Origin of the sequence: Pseudomonas sp. TREG-RG-20F-10-E-6-01, from assembly GCF_022662455.1 — a bacterium.
In the GTDB taxonomy this organism is placed as follows: domain Bacteria; phylum Pseudomonadota; class Gammaproteobacteria; order Pseudomonadales; family Pseudomonadaceae; genus Aquipseudomonas.
The window spans coordinates 17,043-38,388 of sequence record NZ_JAKNQP010000010.1; the positions used below are offsets into that span (position 1 = coordinate 17,043).

21 protein-coding genes are annotated in these 21,346 nt (G+C 60.4%); 12 read left to right on the plus strand and 9 right to left on the minus strand.

The window, feature by feature from the left end; genetic code table 11:
- Nucleotides 1–77: 77 nt before the first annotated feature.
- Nucleotides 78–1,157, minus strand: coding sequence for a tRNA (uridine(54)-C5)-methyltransferase TrmA (gene trmA / locus L8K08_RS23760; protein WP_242200356.1), 1,080 nt, complete (start codon nucleotides 1,155–1,157; stop codon nucleotides 78–80).
- A complete protein-coding gene (locus L8K08_RS23765; RefSeq protein ID WP_145162251.1) occupies nucleotides 1,154–2,449 on the minus strand; it encodes an NCS2 family permease in 1,296 nt (431 codons plus the stop codon). Before L8K08_RS23765 ends, trmA begins: the two co-directional genes overlap by 4 nt.
- A 210-nt stretch (nucleotides 2,450–2,659) precedes the next feature.
- On the opposite strand from L8K08_RS23765, the gene L8K08_RS23770 reads away from it, so the two are divergent.
- From L8K08_RS23770 to L8K08_RS23785, 4 genes are all read left to right on the plus strand, one after another.
- On the plus strand, nucleotides 2,660–3,103 hold the full coding sequence (locus L8K08_RS23770; protein WP_242200359.1) for a DUF4879 domain-containing protein: 444 nt from the start codon (nucleotides 2,660–2,662) through the stop codon (nucleotides 3,101–3,103).
- Nucleotides 3,104–3,199: 96 nt separating this feature from the next.
- Nucleotides 3,200–3,724: a (2Fe-2S)-binding protein gene (locus L8K08_RS23775; RefSeq protein WP_145162245.1), complete on the plus strand. Its 525-nt coding sequence runs from the start codon at nucleotides 3,200–3,202 to the stop codon at nucleotides 3,722–3,724.
- A complete protein-coding gene (locus L8K08_RS23780) occupies nucleotides 3,721–4,710 on the plus strand; it encodes a xanthine dehydrogenase family protein subunit M (protein WP_242200360.1) in 990 nt (329 codons plus the stop codon). Before L8K08_RS23775 ends, L8K08_RS23780 begins: the two co-directional genes overlap by 4 nt.
- On the plus strand, nucleotides 4,707–6,890 hold the full coding sequence (locus L8K08_RS23785; protein ID WP_242200361.1) for a xanthine dehydrogenase family protein molybdopterin-binding subunit: 2,184 nt from the start codon (nucleotides 4,707–4,709) through the stop codon (nucleotides 6,888–6,890). The genes L8K08_RS23780 and L8K08_RS23785 overlap by 4 nt, the downstream gene beginning before the upstream one ends.
- A 145-nt stretch (nucleotides 6,891–7,035) precedes the next feature.
- Here L8K08_RS23785 and L8K08_RS23790 read toward each other — a convergent pair whose 3' ends face one another.
- Entirely contained in the window at nucleotides 7,036–8,292 is a 1,257-nt protein-coding gene (locus L8K08_RS23790) for an MFS transporter (protein ID WP_145162236.1), read from the minus strand.
- A gap of 329 nt (nucleotides 8,293–8,621) precedes the next feature.
- On the opposite strand from L8K08_RS23790, the gene L8K08_RS23795 reads away from it, so the two are divergent.
- Genes L8K08_RS23795 through L8K08_RS23805 form a run of 3 tightly spaced genes read left to right on the plus strand, consistent with a single transcriptional unit; the run spans nucleotide 8,622 to nucleotide 11,250 of the window.
- A complete protein-coding gene (locus L8K08_RS23795) occupies nucleotides 8,622–10,061 on the plus strand; it encodes a cytochrome ubiquinol oxidase subunit I (protein WP_106579300.1) in 1,440 nt (479 codons plus the stop codon).
- A 1-nt stretch (nucleotide 10,062) separates the two neighbouring features.
- Nucleotides 10,063–11,070 (plus strand): cytochrome d ubiquinol oxidase subunit II, encoded by a 1,008-nt coding sequence (gene cydB, locus L8K08_RS23800; RefSeq protein ID WP_124418507.1) that lies wholly within the window; start codon nucleotides 10,063–10,065, stop codon nucleotides 11,068–11,070.
- A 12-nt stretch (nucleotides 11,071–11,082) separates the two neighbouring features.
- On the plus strand, nucleotides 11,083–11,250 hold the full coding sequence (locus L8K08_RS23805; protein WP_071489954.1) for a DUF2474 domain-containing protein: 168 nt from the start codon (nucleotides 11,083–11,085) through the stop codon (nucleotides 11,248–11,250).
- A gap of 66 nt (nucleotides 11,251–11,316) precedes the next feature.
- Here the strand turns inward: L8K08_RS23805 and L8K08_RS23810 are convergent, their stop codons facing one another.
- A complete protein-coding gene (locus tag L8K08_RS23810) occupies nucleotides 11,317–12,441 on the minus strand; it encodes a methyltransferase (protein ID WP_145162233.1) in 1,125 nt (374 codons plus the stop codon).
- Between the two features lie 166 nt (nucleotides 12,442–12,607).
- Nucleotides 12,608–13,318 carry a LuxR family transcriptional regulator gene (locus L8K08_RS23815; protein ID WP_242200362.1) on the minus strand — a complete coding sequence of 237 codons (711 nt, stop codon included), beginning with the start codon at nucleotides 13,316–13,318 and terminating at the stop codon, nucleotides 12,608–12,610.
- 456 nt (nucleotides 13,319–13,774) lie between these two features.
- On the opposite strand from L8K08_RS23815, the gene L8K08_RS23820 reads away from it, so the two are divergent.
- A complete protein-coding gene (locus tag L8K08_RS23820; RefSeq protein ID WP_145162227.1) occupies nucleotides 13,775–14,551 on the plus strand; it encodes a ferredoxin--NADP reductase in 777 nt (258 codons plus the stop codon).
- Between the two features lie 57 nt (nucleotides 14,552–14,608).
- Here the strand turns inward: L8K08_RS23820 and mscL are convergent, their stop codons facing one another.
- Nucleotides 14,609–15,025, minus strand: coding sequence for a large-conductance mechanosensitive channel protein MscL (mscL, locus tag L8K08_RS23825; protein ID WP_106579295.1), 417 nt, complete (start codon nucleotides 15,023–15,025; stop codon nucleotides 14,609–14,611).
- Between the two features lie 287 nt (nucleotides 15,026–15,312).
- Between mscL and katB the strand changes: the two genes are divergently transcribed.
- The 4 genes from katB to L8K08_RS23845 are packed head-to-tail and all read left to right on the plus strand — an operon-like array spanning nucleotide 15,313 to nucleotide 19,617.
- Complete coding sequence (gene katB, locus L8K08_RS23830) at nucleotides 15,313–16,854, plus strand: catalase KatB (RefSeq protein ID WP_242200363.1); 1,542 nt, start codon at nucleotides 15,313–15,315, stop codon at nucleotides 16,852–16,854.
- 58 nt (nucleotides 16,855–16,912) lie between these two features.
- Nucleotides 16,913–17,452, plus strand: coding sequence for an ankyrin repeat domain-containing protein (locus tag L8K08_RS23835; RefSeq protein ID WP_242200364.1), 540 nt, complete (start codon nucleotides 16,913–16,915; stop codon nucleotides 17,450–17,452).
- A gap of 35 nt (nucleotides 17,453–17,487) precedes the next feature.
- On the plus strand, nucleotides 17,488–18,855 hold the full coding sequence (radA, locus tag L8K08_RS23840) for a DNA repair protein RadA (protein WP_017139308.1): 1,368 nt from the start codon (nucleotides 17,488–17,490) through the stop codon (nucleotides 18,853–18,855).
- A gap of 27 nt (nucleotides 18,856–18,882) precedes the next feature.
- Nucleotides 18,883–19,617, plus strand: coding sequence for a hypothetical protein (locus L8K08_RS23845; protein ID WP_242200365.1), 735 nt, complete (start codon nucleotides 18,883–18,885; stop codon nucleotides 19,615–19,617).
- Nucleotides 19,618–19,642: 25 nt separating this feature from the next.
- Here the strand turns inward: L8K08_RS23845 and L8K08_RS23850 are convergent, their stop codons facing one another.
- The 3 genes from L8K08_RS23850 to L8K08_RS23860 are packed head-to-tail and all read right to left on the minus strand — an operon-like array spanning nucleotide 19,643 to nucleotide 21,228.
- Complete coding sequence (locus L8K08_RS23850) at nucleotides 19,643–20,389, minus strand: sulfite exporter TauE/SafE family protein (protein WP_242200366.1); 747 nt, start codon at nucleotides 20,387–20,389, stop codon at nucleotides 19,643–19,645.
- A 38-nt stretch (nucleotides 20,390–20,427) separates the two neighbouring features.
- On the minus strand, nucleotides 20,428–20,853 hold the full coding sequence (locus tag L8K08_RS23855) for a hypothetical protein (protein WP_242200445.1): 426 nt from the start codon (nucleotides 20,851–20,853) through the stop codon (nucleotides 20,428–20,430).
- Nucleotides 20,854–20,859: 6 nt separating this feature from the next.
- Nucleotides 20,860–21,228 carry a PilZ domain-containing protein gene (locus L8K08_RS23860; protein ID WP_242200367.1) on the minus strand — a complete coding sequence of 123 codons (369 nt, stop codon included), beginning with the start codon at nucleotides 21,226–21,228 and terminating at the stop codon, nucleotides 20,860–20,862.
- Nucleotides 21,229–21,346 lie beyond the last annotated feature (118 nt).

Consider the following 21,346-nt stretch of genomic DNA (forward strand, 5'->3'; position numbering starts at 1 on the left):
AACCGTAAATCAGCGCGCGGGAGTTTTCGGTGGTCGGCGACCGCCCTTGCCAATGGCAAAGGGCGGTCGCACGCGGGTTACCGGCGGGTCAACAGCACGCCGGATTCCATGTGGTGCGTCCATGGGAACTGGTCAAACATCGCACACTGGGTGATCCGGTGCGTGTCATGCAGTTGCGCAATGTTCGCCGCCAACGTCTCCGGGTTGCAGGAGATGTAGAGGATGTTGTCAAAGCGCCGCGTCAGCTCGCAGGTGTCCGGGTCCATGCCGGCGCGTGGCGGGTCGACGAACACGCTGCCGAATTCGTAGCTTTTCAGGTCGATGCCATGCAGGCGGCGGAACGGGCGCACTTCGTTGAGCGCTTCGGTGAGTTCCTCAGCCGACAGGCGCACCAGGGTGACGTTATCCACCGCGTTTTCATCGAGGTTGCTCAACGCCGCATTCACTGAGGTCTTGCTGATTTCGGTCGCCAGCACTTTACGCACACGGGTCGCCAGCGGCAGGGTGAAGTTGCCGTTGCCGCAGTACAGCTCCAGCAAGTCATCCGGGCGATCGCCCAAGGCTTCATACGCCCAGTTGAGCATCTTCTGGTTCACCGTGCCGTTGGGCTGGGTGAATGCGCCTTCGGGTTGGCGATAGCTGAACGTGCGCCCGCCGACGGAGAGTTTTTCCACCACGTAGTCGTGGCCGATCACATCACGCTTGCCCTTGGAGCGGCCGATGATGCTGACATTCAAGTCGGCAGCGAGTTGGTTGGCGGCCGCGTGCCAGTGCTCGTCCAGCGGGCGGTGGTAGCACAGGGTGATCATCGCGTCGCCGGCCAGGGTGGTGAGGAACTCCACTTGGAACAGCTTGTGGCTCAAGGCCGCGCTGGCTTGCCAGGCAGCTTTGAGTTGCGGCATCAACTGGTTGATGCGCTGGCTGGCAATCGGGAATGCTTCGATCAGAATCGGCGTGCGCTTATCGTCCTGGGAAAACATCGCGTAGTGGCGCTCGCCGCCTTCGCGCCACAGGCGGAACTCCGCACGCAGGCGGAAGTTCTGCAGCGGCGAATCGAAGACCTGCGGCTCGGGTGCGTCGAACGGTGCCAGCAGGTCACGCAAGCGCGTGACCTTGTCTTGCAGTTGAGCGGTGTAGCTTGCGGCGTCAAAAGTCATGCGTTGAACCAGCCCAGCTTGATCACAAACAGAATCGACAGGATCACCAGTGCCGGGTTCAGCTCACGGTAGCGGCCCGAAAGCAGCTTGATGGCGGTCCAGGCGATGAAACCGAAGGCGATGCCGTTGGCGATGGAGTAAGTGAAGGGCATCGCCAGGGCGGTGATCACCACCGGCGCTGCAACCGTAATGTCATCCCAGTCGATTTCGGCCAGGCCCGAGGTCATCAGCACGGCCACGAACAACAACGCAGGCGCGGTGGCGAAGGCCGGAACGCTGGCCGCCAGTGGCGAGAAGAACAGCGCCAGCAGAAACAGAATCGCGACCACGATGGCGGTCAAACCGGTACGGCCACCGGCGCTCACGCCTGCCGCGGACTCGATGTAGCTGGTGGTGGTCGAAGTGCCCAGCAGCGAACCGGCCATGGCCGCGGTGCTGTCGGCGATCAGCGCACGGCCCATTTTGGGCATGTGGCCGTCCTTGCCCATCAGGCCGGCGCGCTTGGCGACGCCGATCAGGGTGCCGGAGTTGTCGAACAGGTCAACGAACAGGAACGCGAAGATCACGCTGACCAGGCCGATATCCAGCGCGCCTTTGATATCCAGCTGCAGGAAGGTCGGGGCCAGGGACGGTGGCATCGAGATCACGCCGCCGAACGGGGTGACATTCAACAGAATCGAGACAATGGTCACGGCCAGAATGCCGATCAGCACTGCACCGCGTACGGCCAGGGCTTCCAGCGCAACGATGAGGATAAAACCAAAGGTGGCCAGGATAGGCGCCGGTTGTTTCAGGTCGCCCAGGCCCACCAGGGTGTTCGGGTTGCCGACCACGATCCCGGCGTTGTGCAGGGCGATCAGCGCCAGGAACAGGCCGATACCGGCGGCAATCGCCGAGCGCAGGGGCAAGGGGATGCTGTTGATGATCCACTCACGGATGCGGAAGATCGACAGCAGGAAGAACAGCACCGCCGAAATAAACACCGCGCCCAGCGCCACTTGCCAGGTGTGGCCCATGTGCAGCACCACGGTGTAGGTAAAGAAGGCGTTGAGGCCCATCCCCGGCGCCAGTGCGATCGGGTAGTTGGCGATCAGGCCCATCACGGTCGAACCGATGGCGGCGGCCAGACAGGTCGCGACAAACACCGCGCCCTTGTCCATGCCGGTCTCGCCAAGGATGCTCGGGTTCACGAACAGAATGTAGGCCATGGCCAGAAAGGTCGTGATACCCGCAAGAATCTCGGTGCGCACGTTGGTGTTGTGTGCTTTGAGTTGAAACAGCTTTTCCAGCATGCCGGCTCCCTGTGACGCTATTTTGCGTCGTTATTTGTTGACCTCTAAGTCAAAGCACAAACTGCGCCAAGCGCCTGTGGTTTCAGAGAGGATCGGAAAAAGCGGCGCATCATACCAGCAGCCGAAGGCCAATGGCGCATAGGCTTGGTTTTGTCGGTGGATGGCCTTGAGGCATACTGCGCCGACGTTTAATCCAGAGTCGTCAACAGCATGAAAAAAGCCAACGCCAGCAGTCTAGCTCTGTTCGCCATAATCGGCCTGGGGCTGGCGGCACCGGCTTGGGGCGCGACTGCACCGGCATTGAGCGAGGTGCGCGTGTTTAAAGTGGAGTCTGCCGGTTGCGCTGAAACTATCCCGGAGCGCGCGACCAGCACGCAGATGTGCACCCATCGCGGGCCCACCAAGGTGTCGGTGATGGAAGTCGGCCTGGGCAAAAGCCCGATGGGCCGTTTCGATGGCGCAGAGTTGAACGGGCAACGCTCGCCGATATGCCAGGTCGGCAACATCAGCCAGGCCTGTCATGGCGTGGGCACTGTGATGGGCTACATCTATGTGTTTGACCTGAACGTCCAGGCCCCGGGCTGGTTCGAGTACAGCAATTCCTCAATCAACGGCTCGCAAACCCCGCTGACGACGATGCTCAACATCCGCTGATCAATCCTCTTGAACGCTCAATACCCCGGGAAGTCGTACCCCTGAGACGGCGACTTTCCTGAACGCCGCGGATATACCCCAACCCGTGAGGTGTTTATGAGCGCAACCCCCAATGGCGCGGCGGCCAGACCGTTCGTCAGCCACCCGATTCGTCTGACCCTGAACGGCCAGGACCGCCAACTTGACGTGTTGCCGTGGACCACCTTGCTGGACCTGCTGCGCGAACAGTTGGACCTGGTCGGCAGTAAAAAAGGCTGCGACCACGGCCAATGCGGTGCCTGCACAGTGTTGCGCGACGGCAAACGCGTAAACGCCTGCCTGACCCTGGCGGTGATGTGCGATGGCGCCGAGTTGACCACCATCGAAGGCCTGGCCGATGGCGACGTGCTGCACCCGATGCAGCAGGCGTTTATCAAGCATGACGCCTTTCAGTGCGGCTATTGCACCCCAGGGCAGATCTGCTCCGCCGTGGGCCTGGCCAATGAAGGCCGCGCCCACGACACCGCGCAGATCCAGGAGCTGATGAGCGGCAACCTGTGCCGCTGCGGCGCCTACAGCAACATCCGTGATGCCATCGAAGACGCCTTGCCGGCCTGCCGTGCTCAGGGAGGTGAGCAATGAACCCTTTCCAGTACAGCAAGCCAGCCGATGTGCACGAGGCCGTGCACATGAGCAGCGCGGCTTCACGCTTTATCGCCGGTGGCACCAACCTGCTGGACCTGATGAAAGAAAACATCAGCCGCCCCGAGCACTTGATCGATATCACCGGCCTGCCGCTGCAGGGCGTTGAAGAAACCGCCAGTGGCGGCGTGATGATTGGCGCGTTGGTGAGCAACGCCGACCTGGCCTGGCACCCCGTGATCGAGGCGCGTTACCCACTGCTGTCCCAGGCCATCCTGGCCGGAGCCTCGCCGCAGTTGCGCAACATGGCCAGCACCGGCGGCAACTTGTTGCAGCGCACCCGCTGCTACTACTTCTATGACGCCAGCGTGCCCTGCAACAAGCGCGAACCCGGTAGCGGCTGCCCGGCGCGCACCGGCTTGAACCGTATCCACGCGATCCTCGGCGCCAGCGAACACTGCGTGGCCACGCACCCGTCGGACATGTGCGTCGCCTTGGCGGCGCTGGACGCGCGGGTGCATGTCGAAGGCCGCGCAGGTGCGCGGGTCATCGAATTTGCTGACTTCCATCGACTGCCCGGCGATACGCCGCAGCGCGACAACCTGCTGGCCGACGATGAGTTGATTACCGCCATCGAGCTGCCCGCCAACCAGCTGGCCAGTCACAGTCATTACCTGAAAATCCGCGACCGCGCCTCTTACGCGTTTGCCCTGGTCTCCGTGGCTGCCGCCCTCGAACTGGACGGCGACCAAATCATCGACGCCCGCGTTGCGCTTGGTGGCGTGGCGCACAAGCCTTGGCGTGACCGCGCGGTGGAAGCCTCGCTGATTGGCCAGACGGTCAGCCGCGAAACCTTCAGCAACGCCGCCGACGCCTTGCTGCAAGACGCCGTACCGCTGGAACACAACGGCTTCAAGATCAAGCTGGCGCGCCGTGCAATTATTCGCGCCCTGAGCGACGCCGCAGTCGCAGGAGAACGCCCATGACCGCTATCGGCAAACCTCTGGACCGCGTCGACGGTCTGCTCAAGGTCACCGGCCAGGCGCGCTATGCCGGCGAGTTTCCAGGCAATGACTTGCTGCACGGCAGTGTGGTCTCCAGCACCATCGCCAAGGGCCGGGTTATCAAGATCGATGCCTCAAAGGCCCTGGCGCTGCCGGGCGTGGTCATGGTGCTGGATCACCACAATCGCCCCAAGCTTGCCAGCTACGATGACGCGTTCGCCGACGACGATGCGGCGGATGGCTCGCCGTTTCGCCCGCTCTACAACGACCGCGTCCTTTATAGCGGCCAGCCCTTGGCGCTGGTGATTGCCGACAACCTGGAGCTGGCGCGACATGCCGGTTCTCTGGTCGAGATCGAGTACGCAAGCGAAGCCTTTGAAACCGACTTGCTGGCCATGCAGGAGCAGGCGCACCCCTCGCCGCAAACGCCGCCCGCGCCCCGCGGCAACTTCCAGGCCGAGTGGAGCGCGGCCGCCGTCAGCCTCGACGTGCACTACAGCACGCCCATCGAACACCACAACCCGATGGAGCCCCACGCCAGTACGGTGCTGTATCAGCCGGACGGCACCCTGCATATCCACGACAAAACCCAGGGCCCGCAGAACTGCCAGGCCTATGTGCAAAAAATCTTCGGCCTGGACAAGAGCCAGGTGAGGATTTTTGCCGCGTTCGTCGGCGGCGCTTTCGGTTCGGGCCTGCGCCCGCAATACCAGTTGCCCCTGGCGGTGATGGCGTCCTTGGCGCTCAAGCGTTCGGTGCGCGTCACCCTGACGCGTCAACAGATGTTCACCTTTGGCTACCGACCGCGCACCTTGCAGCGGTTGCAGATGGGCGCGGCCGCCAACGGTCGGCTGCTGGCGTTGGGGCACACCGCGATTGGCCAGACCTCACGCTTTGAAGACTTCAGCGAGCACGTCGTGGAATGGAGCGGCATGCTCTACCACTGCGACAACGTGCAGCTGACCTACAACCTGGTGCCGCTGGATGTGTACACGCCGCTGGACATGCGCGCGCCAGGCGCTGCGCTGGGTGTGATCGGCCTGGAGTGCGCCATGGACGAACTGGCCTGCGCCTTGGGCATGGACCCGGTGCAATTGCGCCTGATCAACTACGCCGAGCGCAATCAGAACGAAGACAAACCCTGGTCGAGCAAAGCCCTGCGCGAGTGCTACAGCGAAGGCGCCGAGCGCTTCGGTTGGGGCCAGCGCAACCCGGAGCCGCGCAGCATGCGTGACGGCAACCAGTTGATCGGCTGGGGCATGGCCGGTGGCGTGTGGGAAGCCATGCAGATGAAGGCCAGCGCCAAGGCGAGCATCGACGCCGAAGGCAAATTGACAGTAAGCAGCGCCACCACCGATATCGGCACCGGCACTTACACGGTCATGACCCAGATTGCCGCGCAGGCCAGTGGTGTGGCGATGGGCGATATCCAGTTTTTGCTGGGGGATTCGTCCTTGCCCACCGCGCCGTTGCAGGGCGGCTCGTTTACCGTGTCGTCCGTCGGCACCGCCGTGCAACAGGCATGCGAAGCGCTGAACGCCAAACTGCTGAAGATTGCCCGGCAGACGTACCCGGTGTTCAAGGACGCCGAGTCCGTGCGCTTTGAAGACGGCCAATTGCACACAGGCGATGTGAGTGTGTCGTTGGCCCAACTGGTTAAAGACAGCGGTGAGGACGCGCTGCAAGTGCAGGTCGACAGCGAGCCTGACAAAAAGCGCGAGGGCTACGCCACGGCCACTCATTCGGCGGTATTTGTGGAAGTGCGGGTCGATGAAGACCTGGGCACCATCAAGGTCAGCCGCGTGGTCAGCGCGATTGCCGCCGGTCGCGTGGTCAACCCGAAGATGGCCCGCAGCCAGATCCTCGGCGGCGTGGTGTGGGGCATTGGCATGGCGCTGCATGAAGAGACGCAGATCGACCATCACCTGGGGCGCTACATGAACCATAGCCTGGCCGAATACCACATCCCGGTGAATGCCGACATTGGCGAGATTGACGTGATCTTTGTCGAAGAACACGACGACGTGGTTAATGCCCTGGGCTCCAAAGGCGTGGGCGAAATCGGCATCGTCGGGGTGGCGGCGGCGGTGGCGAACGCGATTTATCACGCCACCGGCAAACGGGTACGCGACTTCCCTATCACCCTGGATAAGGTGCTCTAGCACGCACCTCAAAACCACTGTGGGAGCGTGCTTGCCCGCGAAATCGGAGCGTCAGTCAGTGAATGTATCGACTGACGCACCGCATTCGCGGGCAAGCCCGCTCCCACATTTTTTTGTAGTCCTGCACCCAGTCAGGCGGCGGTGCTCAGACCTTCGCCGCTTCAGCCTTCGGCTCTTCCACCGGCACATGCATCCGGTCGCGATTGGCCAGGGTTGGGAACAGTTTTATCCACACCCCGGTTACCAGCAGCGTGCCGATCCCGCCCATGACCACGGCGGGCACGGTGCCGAACCAGTGGGCGGTGATCCCCGATTCGAACTCGCCCAGTTGATTGGACGCGCCGATAAACAGGCCGTTGACGGCACTGACGCGGCCGCGCATTTCATCCGGCGTTTCCAGCTGCACGAACGACGCACGGATCACCATGCTGATCATGTCTGCTGCGCCCAGCACCACCAGCACCGCCAGGGAAAACCAGAACGACGTCGACAGGCCGAACGCGATGGTCGCCACGCCAAACACGCCGACGGCAGTAAACATCACGCGCCCGACATGCCGGTCCACCGAGAACCGCGCCAGCCACAACGACATCAACAACGCACCCACCGCCGGTGCCGAGCGCAGCAGGCCCAGGCCCCAGGCTCCGGTCAGCAGGATGTCCTTGGCAAACACCGGCAGCAATGCCGTCGCACCGCCCAGCAACACGGCGAACAAGTCCAGAGAGATGGCGCCGAGGATGTCCGGGCGGCTGCGGATAAAGCGAATCCCGGCCAGCAGCGAGTCCATGGTGGCCTTGGCTTTGTTCAAAGGGGTCTGGCGCGCGGGCAGGTTGAGGGTCAGCACGCAGGCGATCAGGTACAGCGCCACTGTCGGGCCGTACACCCACACGCTGCCGAATGCGTAGAGCAAACCGCCCAAGGCTGGCGCGACGATGGTTGCCAGTTGCTGCGCCGATTGCGACGAGGCCACGGCCCGCGGGAACAGTGCGCTGGGCACGATGCTTGGCAGCAGCGCCTGGGTGGTCGGCATTTCAAACGAACGCGCAGCGCCGAGCAGGAAGGCGAGGATAAAGATCATCTCGCGCGTCACGTTGCCGGTCAGGCCGCCGATGGCCAGGGACAAGGCGATCAGCGCCTGCACAGTCTGGCAGATGGCGGCGACCTTGCGCCGCTCATAGCGATCGGCCACATGCCCGGTGTGCAGCATGAACAGGACGCGTGGGATGAATTCCACCAGGCCGACCAAGCCCAGGTCCAGCACGTTGCCGGTCAGTTGGTAGAGGTTCCAGCCGATGGCCACGGTGAGCATCTGGAAGCCGCTGGCGGTGAAAATCCGAGCCAGCCAGAACGCGATGAAAGGGCGATGGTGACGCAACAGCAACGCAGGTTCACTCGTAGGCATCGGAATTCAGGTCGGGAGCAGAGGGAACGGCGAGATTAGCATCATGCTGTAACAAATAGTTGCAAGGGTTTGCTGTGCACCGGCATGAGGCAAGCTGTCACGCGGCAAAAGACCACGCCGTCCTACAGCGAAAATGGGACTACTCTTTGAGCAATGCTTGATCCAGATCAAAACCGGTCCCGGGATTGTTCTGGAGGCCGAAAGGCCCGATTCCCTACGTGGTTGGTTAAAAAAAGAAACGAATTGAAATTCGCCACACTCCATATCCGTGGGGGCAGTGGGTGCAGGCTTCCAGCCAGCAGCCGGTATTACCTGACAGAGGAAGACTTATGTTCGGTTTGGAGGCGCTAGATCTCGCCCGAATTCAATTCGCATTCACTATCTCGTTCCACATCCTGTTCCCGGCGATCACTATCGGCCTGGCCAGTTACCTTGCGGTGCTGGAAGGTTTGTGGCTCAAGACCCATAACGACACCTACCGTGACCTCTACCATTTCTGGTCGAAGATCTTTGCCGTCAACTTCGGCATGGGCGTGGTCTCGGGCCTGGTCATGGCCTACCAGTTCGGCACCAACTGGAGCCGCTTCTCGGACTTCGCCGGCGCGGTAACCGGGCCATTGCTGACGTACGAGGTGCTCACGGCCTTCTTCCTGGAGGCGGGTTTCCTCGGCGTAATGCTGTTCGGCTGGAACAAGGTGGGGCGCAAGCTGCACTTCTTTGCCACGGTGATGGTGGCCGTCGGTACGTTGATTTCGACCTTCTGGATTCTTGCGTCCAACAGCTGGATGCAGACTCCGCAAGGCTTTGAAATCGTCGACGGGCGCGTGATTCCTACCGACTGGCTGGCGGTGATCTTCAACCCGTCCTTCCCGTACCGGCTGATGCACATGGCCACGGCGGCCTTTGTGGCCACGGCGTTCTTCGTCGGTTCGTCGGCGGCCTGGCACCTGCTGCGCGGCAAAGACAACCCGGCGATCCGCACCATGCTCTCGATGGCAATGTGGATGGCGCTGATCGTGGCGCCTATCCAGGCGGTGATCGGTGACTTCCACGGCCTGAACACCCTCAAGCACCAGCCGGCGAAAATCGCCGCGATTGAAGGCCACTGGGAAAATATCGGCAACGAGCCGACGCCGCTGATCCTGTTCGGCCTGCCCGACATGAAGGCCGAAAAAACCAAGTACGCGGTCGAGATTCCTTACCTGGGCAGCCTGATCCTGACGCACTCCCTGGATAAACAGGTGCCGGCGCTCAAGGAGTTCCCGCCTGAAGACCGTCCCAACTCGACCATTGTGTTCTGGTCGTTCCGGGTCATGGTTGGCCTGGGCTTCCTGATGATCTTCACCGGCCTGTTCAGCCTCTGGCTGCGCCGGGGCGACAAGATGTACACCTCCAGGCCGTTCCTGTACCTGGCGCTGTGGATGGGCCCGTCCGGCCTGATCGCGATTCTCGCCGGCTGGTTCACCACCGAAATCGGCCGCCAGCCGTGGGTGGTCTACGGCCTGATGCGCACGGCGGATGCGTCCTCCGGGCATAGCCTGGCGCAGATGACGATCACCCTGGTGCTGTTCGTGGTGGTGTACTTCGCGCTGTTCGGCGCAGGGCTGGGCTACATGATGCGCCTGGTGCGCAAAGGGCCGCAGACCCACGAAGGCAGCGAGCCAACCCATGGTGGCCCTGGCCAGAAACGCACGCCGGCCCGTCCGTTGTCCGCCGCCGATGATGGCAGCGATGACGACCACGCCCACATTCAGCACAAGGGGAATTGAGATGGGTATTGATCTTCCGCTGATCTGGGCCGTGATCATCATCTTCGGCATCATGATGTACGTGGTCATGGACGGCTTCGACCTGGGTATCGGCATCCTCTTTCCGTTCATTCCCGGCAAAGTCGACCGTGACGTGATGATGAACACGGTCGCCCCGGTGTGGGACGGCAACGAAACCTGGCTGGTACTGGGCGGCGCGGCGTTGTTCGGCGCGTTCCCGCTGGCCTACTCGGTGGTGCTATCGGCGCTATACCTGCCACTGATCCTGATGCTGATCGGGCTGATCTTCCGTGGCGTGGCCTTCGAGTTCCGTTTCAAGGCCAAGGACGACAAGCGTCACTTGTGGGACAAGGCATTTATCGGCGGTTCCATTGCGGCGACCTTCTTCCAGGGCGTGGCATTGGGTGCGTTCATTGATGGCATTCCGGTGGTCGACCGCCAGTTTGCCGGGGGCTCGCTGGATTGGCTCACGCCGTTCACGATGTTCTGCGGCGTTGCGCTGGTCATCGCGTATGCCTTGCTCGGCTGCACCTGGCTGATCATGAAGACCGAAGGCAAGTTGCAGGAGCAGATGCACAACCTGGCGCGGCCATTGGCGTTCGTGGTGTTGGCGGTAATCGGCGTTGTGAGCTTGTGGACGCCTCTGGCGCACCCGGAAATCGCCTCGCGCTGGTTTACCCTGCCGAACCTGTTCTGGTTCCTGCCGGTGCCGATTCTGGTACTGGTGACCATGTACGGCTTGATCCGCGCGGTGGCGCGAAATGCGCACTACACGCCGTTCCTGCTGACGCTGGTGCTGATCTTCCTCGGCTACAGCGGCCTGGGTATCAGCCTGTGGCCGAACATCATTCCGCCGTCGGTCTCCATCTGGGACGCCGCTGCACCGCCGCAAAGTCAGGGCTTCATGCTGGTGGGCACGTTGTTCATCATCCCGTTCATCCTGGGCTACACCTTCTGGAGCTACTACGTGTTCCGCGGCAAGGTCACCCACGAAGACGGCTATCACTAGGAGGGTCGTTTCATGTCCGGCAAACCTTCGTTGCACGAGATCGAACAGGCCGAGAAGCAGCCATTGTGGCGGCGCCTGGGGTGGCTGGCGATGATCTGGACCGGCAGCGTGCTGGCCCTGTTTGTCGTGGCCAGCCTGATGCGCATGTTCATGAGCGCGGCCGGCCTGACCACCCACTGACATCCCAATCCGGGCCTCGCGGCCCGGCTTTTCAGCCCTGCCACTCGCAAGAGCGGCAGGGTTTTTTTATTTGCGCGCTTTGAGAATCACAAACTTCGGCGTGGCCGCGACTTGCTCGACGCCACGGAACAGCTTCGCCAATTTGCTGTGATAGCCCAGATGGCGGTTGCCGACGATATACAGCGCGCCACCAACGACCAGGGCGTCACGCGCCTGCTGGAACATGCGCCAGGCAAGGAAGTCACCGACCACCTGTTGTTGGTGGAAGGGCGGATTGCACAGCACCACGTCCAGCGACTGCGGCGCCTGGCCGGCCAGGCCGTCGTCGGCGCGCAGGGTGACCTCGCGAGCGCCCAGGGCGGCCTGCCAGTTCTCGGCCGCCGATTGCACGGCCATGTAGGACTCATCCACCAGCGTGTAGTGCGCGTCGGGGTTTTGCAGGGCGCTGGCGATCGCCAATACACCGTTGCCGCAGCCCAGGTCGGCCACGCGGGCACTGCCGAGGCTTTTTGGCAGGTGTGGGAGGAAGGCGCGGGTGCCGATGTCCAGGCCTTCGCGGCAGAACACGTTGGCGTGGTTGAGCAATTCGATGGCCGGTGCGTCCAGGGTGTAGCGGGTAGGGTAGGGCGACACGGCGGTTGGGCGAGCCTCTGCGGTGGCGATCAGCAGCCGGGCTTTTTTGACCGCAAGCGAGGCGTGCATCGGCCCGATATAGCGCTCCAGCAGTTCACCGGCGGCTCGTGGCAGGTGTTTGATCATCGCCCCGGCGATCACTTCGGCGCCTGGCGCCAGCTGGCCTTGCAGGCGAATCAACTGTTCTTCGAGCAAGGCCAGGGTTTTCGGCACGCGGATCAGCACGCGGTCGAAAGGCCCGGTGGCTACTTGCGAGGCTGGCACAAACGCTACGGCGTCAAACGCCTTGGCGTTGCGCACCAGGTTTTTCTCAAGGCCAAGGGCTGCCAGAAACGAATCGCCACTGGAGGTCACCTGCACCTGGCCTTCGAGGCTGGCCGCCAGGGCACCGAAGCTGTCATTGAGCACCAGCACGCGGGTTGCCGAACTCAGCGACTGTTCGGCCAGGTAGTTGAGCAAGTACTCATCGGCGGCATCAAAGGCCTGCAGCGGGTCATTGTGTTGCTCTGGCTGGCGAATCAGATCGAGCTGGGCGAAGGGGCTGTCAAGCAGGGGCATGGCGGGGGAGACTCTGGTCATCGATGGGCGTTCGACGGGCGTGGTACCCGGCGTAACCGTCTGAGTGTACGGCGAGGCGGCATTAAAGGCGCAGCTTCAACACTCAGAATTGGCCGTAAATGTTACGTTTTTTTCAGGGGGATTACATGCGGTGTTTCCAGCTTGGCTAAAACCACCCCGCTTTTGAGGCGCGCAGTACAGCTGCGATCTTGTTGGTAACGCCCAGTTTTTTCAGGCAACTGCTGATATGAAAGCCCACCGTACGCTCCGACAGGCACAGAATCGTGGCGATTTCCGAGGCGGTCTTGCCGATGGCTGACCATCTGAGAATTTCTATTTCCCGTGGGGTCAGTTTGCAAGGCGGCGTGATACTCGGTGTGTCGGCATATGTTTGCGCTACAACGGCGTGCATGGCGTGACACAGCCACAGTACCTGGCCTGCTTTCTCGTACAGCTCTTCAGGGCTGACGTTGCCGGCACTTCGGGCCAGGGTCAGCATGCTGAACACACCCTGGAAGTCATGCACGGCTTGAGTCCATCCCAGATGCACGCCAAACGATTGGGCCAGCGTCCATAGATGCGGCGCGGTGCTGAACGTTTTTTCATCCCAGACCAGCGGCATTACGCTGCGTTTGCAGTGGGCGACTACGGGATCCACATCAAAAAAATGCGCTTGGTTGTAAAGCGTATTCCACTCATTTGGATAGTTGTTTAATCGAATAGGTTTTGTTTGGTTGACAGGTTGTTGGGAACTCATCGTAAATGAGCAATATTCAAAACCGAGCTGGAAAGTTTGATTGACGATCATCTCGTAAACAGTGGTGATCTTATTCTCGCCTTCCAGTTTTGGGAGTCTCGTGTTGCGCCAGTTAACCATAGGGTGAATCTCCATGGGGTAGGTGTGAGTTGGGTACGTCCAGGCTCCCAATGCGCCACGAACAGGAGTGTAGGATAAAGCCCACATACTGAGATGAAAAAGTTGTCAGCAAGATCGGGTATTTAAACTGCTTAAACTTGTACAACAATTGAGTTTTTGTGAAGGTTAGTTGCGCAATGAAGAAAACTTATTGATTTTAATAGGTTGCGGAAACGGCCGATTCAGGGCTGTTTTTATGAACGCCATCATCTAATGGCCTATTGGATGAGGTGCGATAGCTAAATAGTTAGTGTGAGCACGAAATTCCCGACGAAGGTGCAATTGCCTCGAAAACATCAGCGTTTCACTGGCGTTACATTTGCGAATGCCCGAGCAATGAAAATGCCAGTACAAACCACCGGTGTTTCCCAGCGACGCTTTGAGGGACACTAGGGCACCTGTTCAACGGAGCCCCCCATGACGGCCAGTGCTGAGAAATTTACCCGCCAGACCTTGCTCGACGTGCAATCGCTGACCCCCAGCCTGTTTACCTTGCGTACCACTCGCGACCCGGGTTTTCGGTTTACCGCCGGCCAGTTCGTGCGCCTGGGGGTGAACACGGCGGATGGCAGCACCGTGTGGCGCGCTTATTCAATCGTGTCCTCACCGTTTGACGAGCACCTCGACTTCTTCTCCATCGTCGTTCCGGGTGGCGAGTTCACCAGTCAATTGAGCCGCCTGCGAGTGGGCGACACCTTGATGGTCGAGCGCCAGGCCACAGGCTTTCTGACGCTGAACCGATTTGTGGACGGGCGAGATTTGTGGCTGCTGGGTACTGGCACAGGCGTGGCGCCGTTCCTGTCGATCCTGCAGGACTTCGAGGTGTGGGAGAAATTCGAGCGCATTGTCCTGGTGTACAGCGCCCGCGAGGCCAAGGAGCTTGCGTATCAGGAACTGATCCACGCGCTGGGCGAGCGTGAGTACCTGGCCGAGTATGCGCACAAGCTGGTCTACATCCCCACCGTCACCCGCGAGCAACACCCTGGCGCCTTGAACGGTCGCATCACCACCTTGATCGAGAATGGCGAACTGGAGCGCGCGGCCGGCGTCGAGTTGACCCCCGAACACTCCCGCGTGCTGATTTGCGGCAACCCGCAGATGGTCGACGACACGCGCCAATTGCTCAAGCAACGCGACATGCAACTGAGCCTGAGCCGGCGCCCAGGCCAGGTGGCAGTGGAGAATTACTGGTAATACGGCGCATAAAAAAGGCGCCTGCAACAGGCGCATTTTTTGCCAAACCCGTGCCGGTTAAAGCGGCTTGTCGTTCTGTGCCTTGAGCAGATCGCGGATCTCGCCCAGCAACACCTCTTCCTTGGTCGGCGTCGGCGGCAGGCTCGGGGCCACAGCCTCTTCACGCTTGAGGCGGTTGATCGCCTTCACGCCCATGAAGATTGCAAACGCGACAATCAGAAAGTCGACCACGCTCTGGATAAACTTGCCGTAGGCCAACACCACCGCGGGGACGTTGCCCTGAGCGGCCTTGAGTGTGATTGCCAAATCGCCGAAGTCCACACCACCGATCAACAGACCGAGAGGCGGCATCACGACGTCGCCTACAAACGAGGAAACAATTTTGCCGAAGGCGGCGCCGATGATGATACCGACGGCCATATCGACCACATTGCCTTTGACCGCGAAGGCCTTGAACTCACTGATCACGCCCATAGGTTATTCCTTGTTACAGATGAGAAGGGTGGAGGTCAGTGTAAGTCAGTCGTAGAGGGCTTGCGCGACACAACCGTTAACACTGTCAGTTTTTATCGACACATTAAAACGCAAATAGTTTGCAAAGTGCCACCAATCGCGCGCGAAATACTCGCTATTTCAGTGGCTTACCATCGTATTTTCTTAATCGTCCCGGTGGGGTTTTTCTATTTATCTTCTGCGTCGCGGGTCACTAGCCTCTGGCAAGCACAACTGAATGTGCACTAGAAAAACCAGAGGAAACCTCGATGAAGAATCCAATCAAGCGCCGCCCGGTTATCGCGCGACACGCGCTGATACTGGCGAGCGCCAGCCTGCTTTCACTCTCCGTACACGCTGCCAACCTGACCCGCGATAACGGCGCGGCGGTGGGCGACAACCAGAACTCGCAAACGGCCGGCGCCAATGGCCCGGTACTGTTGCAAGACGTGCAACTGATTCAAAAACTGCAACGCTTTGACCGGGAGCGCATTCCCGAGCGCGTGGTGCATGCCCGTGGCACCGGCGCCCACGGCACCTTCACCGTCACTGACGACCTCAGCGACCTGACCAAGGCCAAAGTGTTCGCGGCAGGCGAGGCCACGCCAGTGTTCGTGCGCTTCTCGGCCGTGGTGCACGGCAACCACTCCCCGGAAACCCTGCGCGATCCACGCGGCTTTGCCACCAAGTTCTATACCGCCGAAGGTAACTGGGACCTGGTCGGCAATAACTTCCCGACGTTCTTTATCCGCGACGCTATCAAGTTCCCGGACATGGTTCATGCGTTCAAACCCGACCCACGCACTAACCTGGATGACGATTCCCGCCGTTTCGACTTCTTCTCCCATGTTCCAGAGTCCACTCGTACACTCACCGAGTTGTACTCCGACTCCGGCACCCCGGCCAGTTATCGGGAAATGGACGGCAACGGCGTACATGCCTACAAGTTGATTAATGCCAAGGGCGAAGTGCACTACGTCAAGTTCCACTGGAAGAGCCTGCAAGGCATCAACAACCTCGACCCCAAGCAAGTCACCGAAGTACAAGGGCGTGACTACAGCCACATGACCCATGACTTGGTTACCCACATCAACAAGGGTGACTTCCCCAAGTGGGACCTGTATGTGCAAGTGCTCAAGCCTGAGGACTTGGCCAAGTTCGACTTCGACCCGCTGGACGCCACTAAAATCTGGCCGAACGTACCGGAACGCAAAGTCGGGCAGATGGTGCTGAACCGTAACCCGGCGAATGTCTTCCAGGAAACCGAACAAGTGGCCATGGCGCCGGCCAACCTGGTGCCAGGTATCGAGCCTTCTGAAGACCGCCTGCTGCAAGGCCGGGTGTTCTCCTACGCCGACACGCAGATGTACCGCCTGGGCCCGAACGCCCTGCAACTGCCGATCAACGCCCCACGGGTAACAGTTAACAACGGTAACCAGGACGGCGCGATGAATGCAGGCAAAACCACTACTGGCGTGAACTACCAGCCAAGCCGCCTGCTGCCGCGCGAAGAGCCGCAAACCGCGCGCTACAGCCAGTCGGCGCTGTCGGGCAGCACCCAGCAGGCGAAGATCCAGCGTGAGCAGAACTTCAAGCAGGCCGGTGACTTGTACCGCTCGTACAACAAGAAAGAGCGTCAGGACTTGATCGACAACTTTGGCGGCTCGCTGGCCACCACCGATGACGAGAGCAAGCACATCATCCTGTCGTTCCTCTACAAGGCCGACCCGGAGTACGGCACCGGCGTGACCAAGGTCGCCAAGGGCGATTTGGCTCGCGTGAAAGCGCTGGCAGAAAAACTCACTGACTGACGTTGGTTCCGGTCGGCGCCCTTTTACGGGCGTCGACCCCTGGCAGGAGAACACCCCCATGCGTATTTCGATTGGTTTACTGATGGCGATTCTGGCCTTTGTCGCCCATGCCGAGTCGCCTGACCCGCTCGCGCTCAAGGCGCAGTTGCAGGACTACTATTTCGACGCCGCCCGCCGTGGCGATATCGACATGCTCAACACCTTCATCGAGTCCGGCTACAGCCTCAACACCCAGGACGACAAGGGCTACACCGCGCTGATCCTCGCCGCCTATCACGGCCAGGGCCCTTTCGTGGAGCGCCTGCTCAGCGCCGGCGCCGACGCCTGCGTGCAAGACAAACGCGGTAACACCGCCCTGATGGGCGCCATCTTCAAAGGCGAGCTGAAAATTGCCCAGCGCCTGCTGGCCACCGACTGCAACCCCGACCAACGCAACGGCGCCGGGCAGACCGCGGCCATGTACGCCGGGTTGTTCAAGCGCGTCGAACTGCTCGATGAACTCAAGGCCAAAGGCGCCGACCTCAACGCTGAAGACCCGATCGGCAACAGCGCTTCACGATTGGCCAGTGGTGAAATCCGGACCCCGGCGCCGCGCTGAGCTATCATCGCGGTTTTTCGGTTGGAGGTTCTCAAATGGCAAAGGCCAAGCGCATGTACGGCTGCACGGAGTGCGGCGCGACCTTTCCCAAGTGGGCCGGCCAATGCACCGAGTGCGGCGCGTGGAACACCCTGACGGAAACCATGATCGAAAGCGGCGGCGCCGCAGCGCCCACCGGCCGTGCCGGCTGGACCGGGCAACAGGCGCAGATCAAGACCCTGGCCGAAGTCAGCGTCGAAGAAATTCCGCGTTTCTCCACCGCGTCCGGTGAGCTCGACCGCGTGCTCGGCGGCGGCCTGGTGGACGGCTCGGTGGTGCTGATCGGCGGCGACCCGGGCATCGGCAAATCGACCATCCTGCTGCAAACCCTGTGCAGCATCGCCAGCCGCATGCCGGCGCTGTACGTCACCGGCGAAGAATCCCAGCAGCAAGTGGCGATGCGCGCCCGCCGCCTGGGCTTGCCCCAGGATCAACTGCGGGTGATGACCGAAACCTGCATCGAAAGCATCATCGCCACGGCGCGCATCGAAAAGCCCAAGGTCATGGTGATCGACTCGATCCAGACGATTTTCACCGAACAGCTGCAATCGGCGCCGGGCGGCGTCTCCCAAGTGCGCGAGAGCGCGGCGCTGCTGGTGCGTTATGCCAAGCAGAGCGGCACGGCGATCTTCCTGGTCGGTCATGTGACCAAAGAAGGCGCGCTGGCCGGTCCGCGGGTACTCGAGCACATGGTCGACACCGTGTTGTATTTCGAGGGTGAATCCGATGGCCGTTTGCGGTTGCTGCGGGCGGTGAAGAACCGCTTTGGCGCGGTGAACGAACTGGGCGTGTTTGCCATGACCGACCGTGGGCTTAAAGAAGTCTCCAACCCCTCGGCGATTTTTCTCACACGCGCACAAGAAGAAGTCCCAGGCAGCGTGGTGATGGCAACGTGGGAAGGCACCCGCCCGATGCTGGTGGAAGTGCAGGCGCTGGTGGATGACAGCCACTTGGCCAACCCGCGCCGCGTGACCCTCGGCCTGGACCAGAATCGTCTGGCAATGCTGCTGGCGGTGCTGCATCGTCACGGCGGCATTCCCACCCACGACCAGGACGTGTTTCTCAACGTGGTCGGTGGGGTGAAGGTGCTGGAAACCGCCTCCGACCTGGCGTTGATGGCGGCGGTGATGTCCAGCCTGCGCAATAAACCGTTGCCCCACGATCTGCTGGTGTTTGGTGAGGTCGGCCTGTCGGGTGAAGTACGCCCGGTGCCGAGCGGCCAGGAGCGTCTGAAGGAGGCGGCCAAGCACGGCTTCAAGCGCGCGATTGTGCCCAAGGGCAACGCGCCCAAGGAAATGCCGGCAGGGTTGAAGGTGATCGGTGTAACCCGCCTGGAGCAGGCGCTGGATGCACTGTTCGAATAATTCATGGATCAGTCAGGGATGAGTGCAATGCACAACTCGAACCGCTGGGCAGCCGCTGCCCTGTTCATGGCCTTGGTAGGGTTGCCGATGGGCGCTTTGGCCGAGCCGGCCAAGCTGCCGGTCGGTTACCGATCGGCCCAGACGTTGGCAACGCAAGACGCCAGCGTGTTGCAGGTACTGGAAGACCAGCGCATCAGCGCCCAGTTGCACAAAGACAGCTGGGGCAATGGCCTGGATGAGGAGTCGTTTGACGAGCCCGGTGATCTGGTTGAACACCCGCTGCTCAACGCCCGACTGCGCTTGCTGTCGGCGTCCGGAGAAGTGCTGGCAAGCGAAGAACTCGGCTACCCCTTGGCCCAGGTGGAGAAGGCCCCCATCAAAGGGCTGCCGGAACCTGTGTATTTTTTGACCATCGATCAAACCGCGCCGATGGGCAGCTACAGCGGCCCCGCGACGCACCTGCTGCTGCCGAGCCGGCAGCAACTCACGCCGCTGAATTACAAGGGCGCCGACGCTAAGGTCGAGCCGCTGACCCTGGCCCAGACCGGCAAAGCCGCCTGGCAGATCGCCACGCCAGCCGCCGGCGGTACGGATGAGTTACTGCAGGTCTCGTCCTTTATGGACGGTGACGGCGACGATGATTTCGCAACCCGCTACACGACCTATCGTTTTATCGATGGGCAATGGCAGGCCGTGTCGCGTCAGAAGGCGGGTTATTGGGACACGGAAAGCGACTTCCCCCCGAGTGCCGCGTTTCCCTGACTGTCGCTTTTGCGTGAGAGAGTCACTACCAAAAGATCATTTTCAACGCCAAGGCAATCACGACTACGTTGAAAGCGCTTTCCATCCACTTATCGCCTTTGTGTAGAGCAAACTTGGCGCCCGCATTGGCGCCAAATAGCGTGCCTATGATCAGGCAACACCCGTACTGCCAATTAATGATTCCGCTGACACCGAATATTATTAACGAGCCAACTGAGAGGATGAGGCCTCCCACCTTACGCGTGCCAATTGACTCACTGATCGTTTTTTTAAAAAATATAATATACAAATAAGTTGATAGCTTGGCCTGCCCGCCGAACAGGCCGCCAATCATGCCGACGGGAATAAACAGGATATAGCCGCAAAAGCGTCTGAGCGAAGAGGGGGCCGTCTTCGGCGAGTGGGGCTTGCTGATGAGTGAAAGCCCCACCAGTAGCAGTGTCAGGCCGCCAATGATTTTATGCAGCAGCGCCGGATCTATTTGCACGAGTAGACTTGCACCGACCAAGGCGCCAGCCAACCCAAGTGCGGCGGCGGGGGCCGCTAACCTGTAATCCACTTTTCCATTGTTATGAAAGTGTCTTAATCCGGCAAACATCGTCCCTACCGAAGCCAGGCGGGCTGTCGCTATCGACGCCTGTGGGGATATTCCGAGCCAGATCATCACCGGCACTGTTAGAAATACACTGCCGCCGGTATTGGTGCCGATAAAACCCGTCATAACACCCAGTACGACCAACCCCGCGCCTATCAGCCACTCATGCTCAATCATATTGAAAGACCTGCATCCCTGATGACGTGCATTAATTGTTATTCGTTCAAATAGAGGGGGTCTACCCAATGGTAGCAATTGCGGTCCCTGCTATTAGCGGTTAGATGCAGTTTTGCGGTGTGCACAAAGCTATATTCACCAATGATCGGACGACGGCGATCAAAGGTGTCGCCCATCGCTTTTGAAACAAGACTACTGAGTTTTAATACCTTTTGGCTTTTGCCGCTGCACAATATTGAATTGAAATGAAGATTTGTAATCAGTAGACATGTCTCAGTGATACCGCAGCGTTCGCCGATGCCATTCACGGTGCACGACACAAAGGTAGCGCCTGCTTCGATGGATGCCAGTGTATTGGCCATTGCCAAACCTCTGTCATCATGGAAATGCACTTCTAAGTCAACGTTGGGTAATGCCTGTTTAATCAGCTGAACTGTGGATCGAACCTTGAAAGGCTCACAGATGGGTTTTCAAATCTCTAACAATGCGCCCAGCTCACGCTCCAGTTCTTCCTGATCGCCCAGATTCAGCTCAATCAACCGCCGTAGGTGGCTGATCGAGTCCAAGTCAATGTGTTCGCACACAAACCCCAATTGCCCGTGATCGTCATGGGCCAGCTTCACCTGCATCTTTATATGCGCCTGCGGGTCAAGGCGGATGTCCACGTCGAACGACTCCGTGCGATTGCCCTGCCAGTCATCCGGGCGTTGCACCAGCAAACCTTTGAGCGACACGTCCACCAATTGCACCGGCCAATTCCAGCCGTTCTGCGCAATGGTGGTTCGTGCATCGAAGGCGATACGCCGAAAATGGCGTCGATCGGACGACTGTTCGTTCATGCTCAAATCCTCTGTGGATAGAAGGATTGTAGCCCGGCGCCATCATCGAGCTTTTATTTGTGCTTTTTTTGCCCGTGCAAGGCTCTAGACCAATGTAGGGGGGTGGTCTTTAAAGCCA

What these genes read in the sequence shown, in the direction of transcription:
- trmA (WP_242200356.1), bottom strand. Translation starts at nt 1,157, where the DNA reads ATGACTTTTGACGCCGCAAGCTACACCGCTCAACTGCAAGACAAGGTC.
- L8K08_RS23765 (WP_145162251.1), bottom strand. Translation starts at nt 2,449, where the DNA reads ATGCTGGAAAAGCTGTTTCAACTCAAAGCACACAACACCAACGTGCGC.
- L8K08_RS23770 (WP_242200359.1), top strand. Translation starts at nt 2,660, where the DNA reads ATGAAAAAAGCCAACGCCAGCAGTCTAGCTCTGTTCGCCATAATCGGC.
- L8K08_RS23775 (WP_145162245.1), top strand. Translation starts at nt 3,200, where the DNA reads ATGAGCGCAACCCCCAATGGCGCGGCGGCCAGACCGTTCGTCAGCCAC.
- L8K08_RS23780 (WP_242200360.1), top strand. Translation starts at nt 3,721, where the DNA reads ATGAACCCTTTCCAGTACAGCAAGCCAGCCGATGTGCACGAGGCCGTG.
- L8K08_RS23785 (WP_242200361.1), top strand. Translation starts at nt 4,707, where the DNA reads ATGACCGCTATCGGCAAACCTCTGGACCGCGTCGACGGTCTGCTCAAG.
- L8K08_RS23790 (WP_145162236.1), bottom strand. Translation starts at nt 8,292, where the DNA reads ATGCCTACGAGTGAACCTGCGTTGCTGTTGCGTCACCATCGCCCTTTC.
- L8K08_RS23795 (WP_106579300.1), top strand. Translation starts at nt 8,622, where the DNA reads ATGTTCGGTTTGGAGGCGCTAGATCTCGCCCGAATTCAATTCGCATTC.
- cydB (WP_124418507.1), top strand. Translation starts at nt 10,063, where the DNA reads ATGGGTATTGATCTTCCGCTGATCTGGGCCGTGATCATCATCTTCGGC.
- L8K08_RS23805 (WP_071489954.1), top strand. Translation starts at nt 11,083, where the DNA reads ATGTCCGGCAAACCTTCGTTGCACGAGATCGAACAGGCCGAGAAGCAG.
- L8K08_RS23810 (WP_145162233.1), bottom strand. Translation starts at nt 12,441, where the DNA reads ATGCCCCTGCTTGACAGCCCCTTCGCCCAGCTCGATCTGATTCGCCAG.
- L8K08_RS23815 (WP_242200362.1), bottom strand. Translation starts at nt 13,318, where the DNA reads ATGGTTAACTGGCGCAACACGAGACTCCCAAAACTGGAAGGCGAGAAT.
- L8K08_RS23820 (WP_145162227.1), top strand. Translation starts at nt 13,775, where the DNA reads ATGACGGCCAGTGCTGAGAAATTTACCCGCCAGACCTTGCTCGACGTG.
- mscL (WP_106579295.1), bottom strand. Translation starts at nt 15,025, where the DNA reads ATGGGCGTGATCAGTGAGTTCAAGGCCTTCGCGGTCAAAGGCAATGTG.
- katB (WP_242200363.1), top strand. Translation starts at nt 15,313, where the DNA reads ATGAAGAATCCAATCAAGCGCCGCCCGGTTATCGCGCGACACGCGCTG.
- L8K08_RS23835 (WP_242200364.1), top strand. Translation starts at nt 16,913, where the DNA reads ATGCGTATTTCGATTGGTTTACTGATGGCGATTCTGGCCTTTGTCGCC.
- radA (WP_017139308.1), top strand. Translation starts at nt 17,488, where the DNA reads ATGGCAAAGGCCAAGCGCATGTACGGCTGCACGGAGTGCGGCGCGACC.
- L8K08_RS23845 (WP_242200365.1), top strand. Translation starts at nt 18,883, where the DNA reads ATGCACAACTCGAACCGCTGGGCAGCCGCTGCCCTGTTCATGGCCTTG.
- L8K08_RS23850 (WP_242200366.1), bottom strand. Translation starts at nt 20,389, where the DNA reads ATGATTGAGCATGAGTGGCTGATAGGCGCGGGGTTGGTCGTACTGGGT.
- L8K08_RS23860 (WP_242200367.1), bottom strand. Translation starts at nt 21,228, where the DNA reads ATGAACGAACAGTCGTCCGATCGACGCCATTTTCGGCGTATCGCCTTC.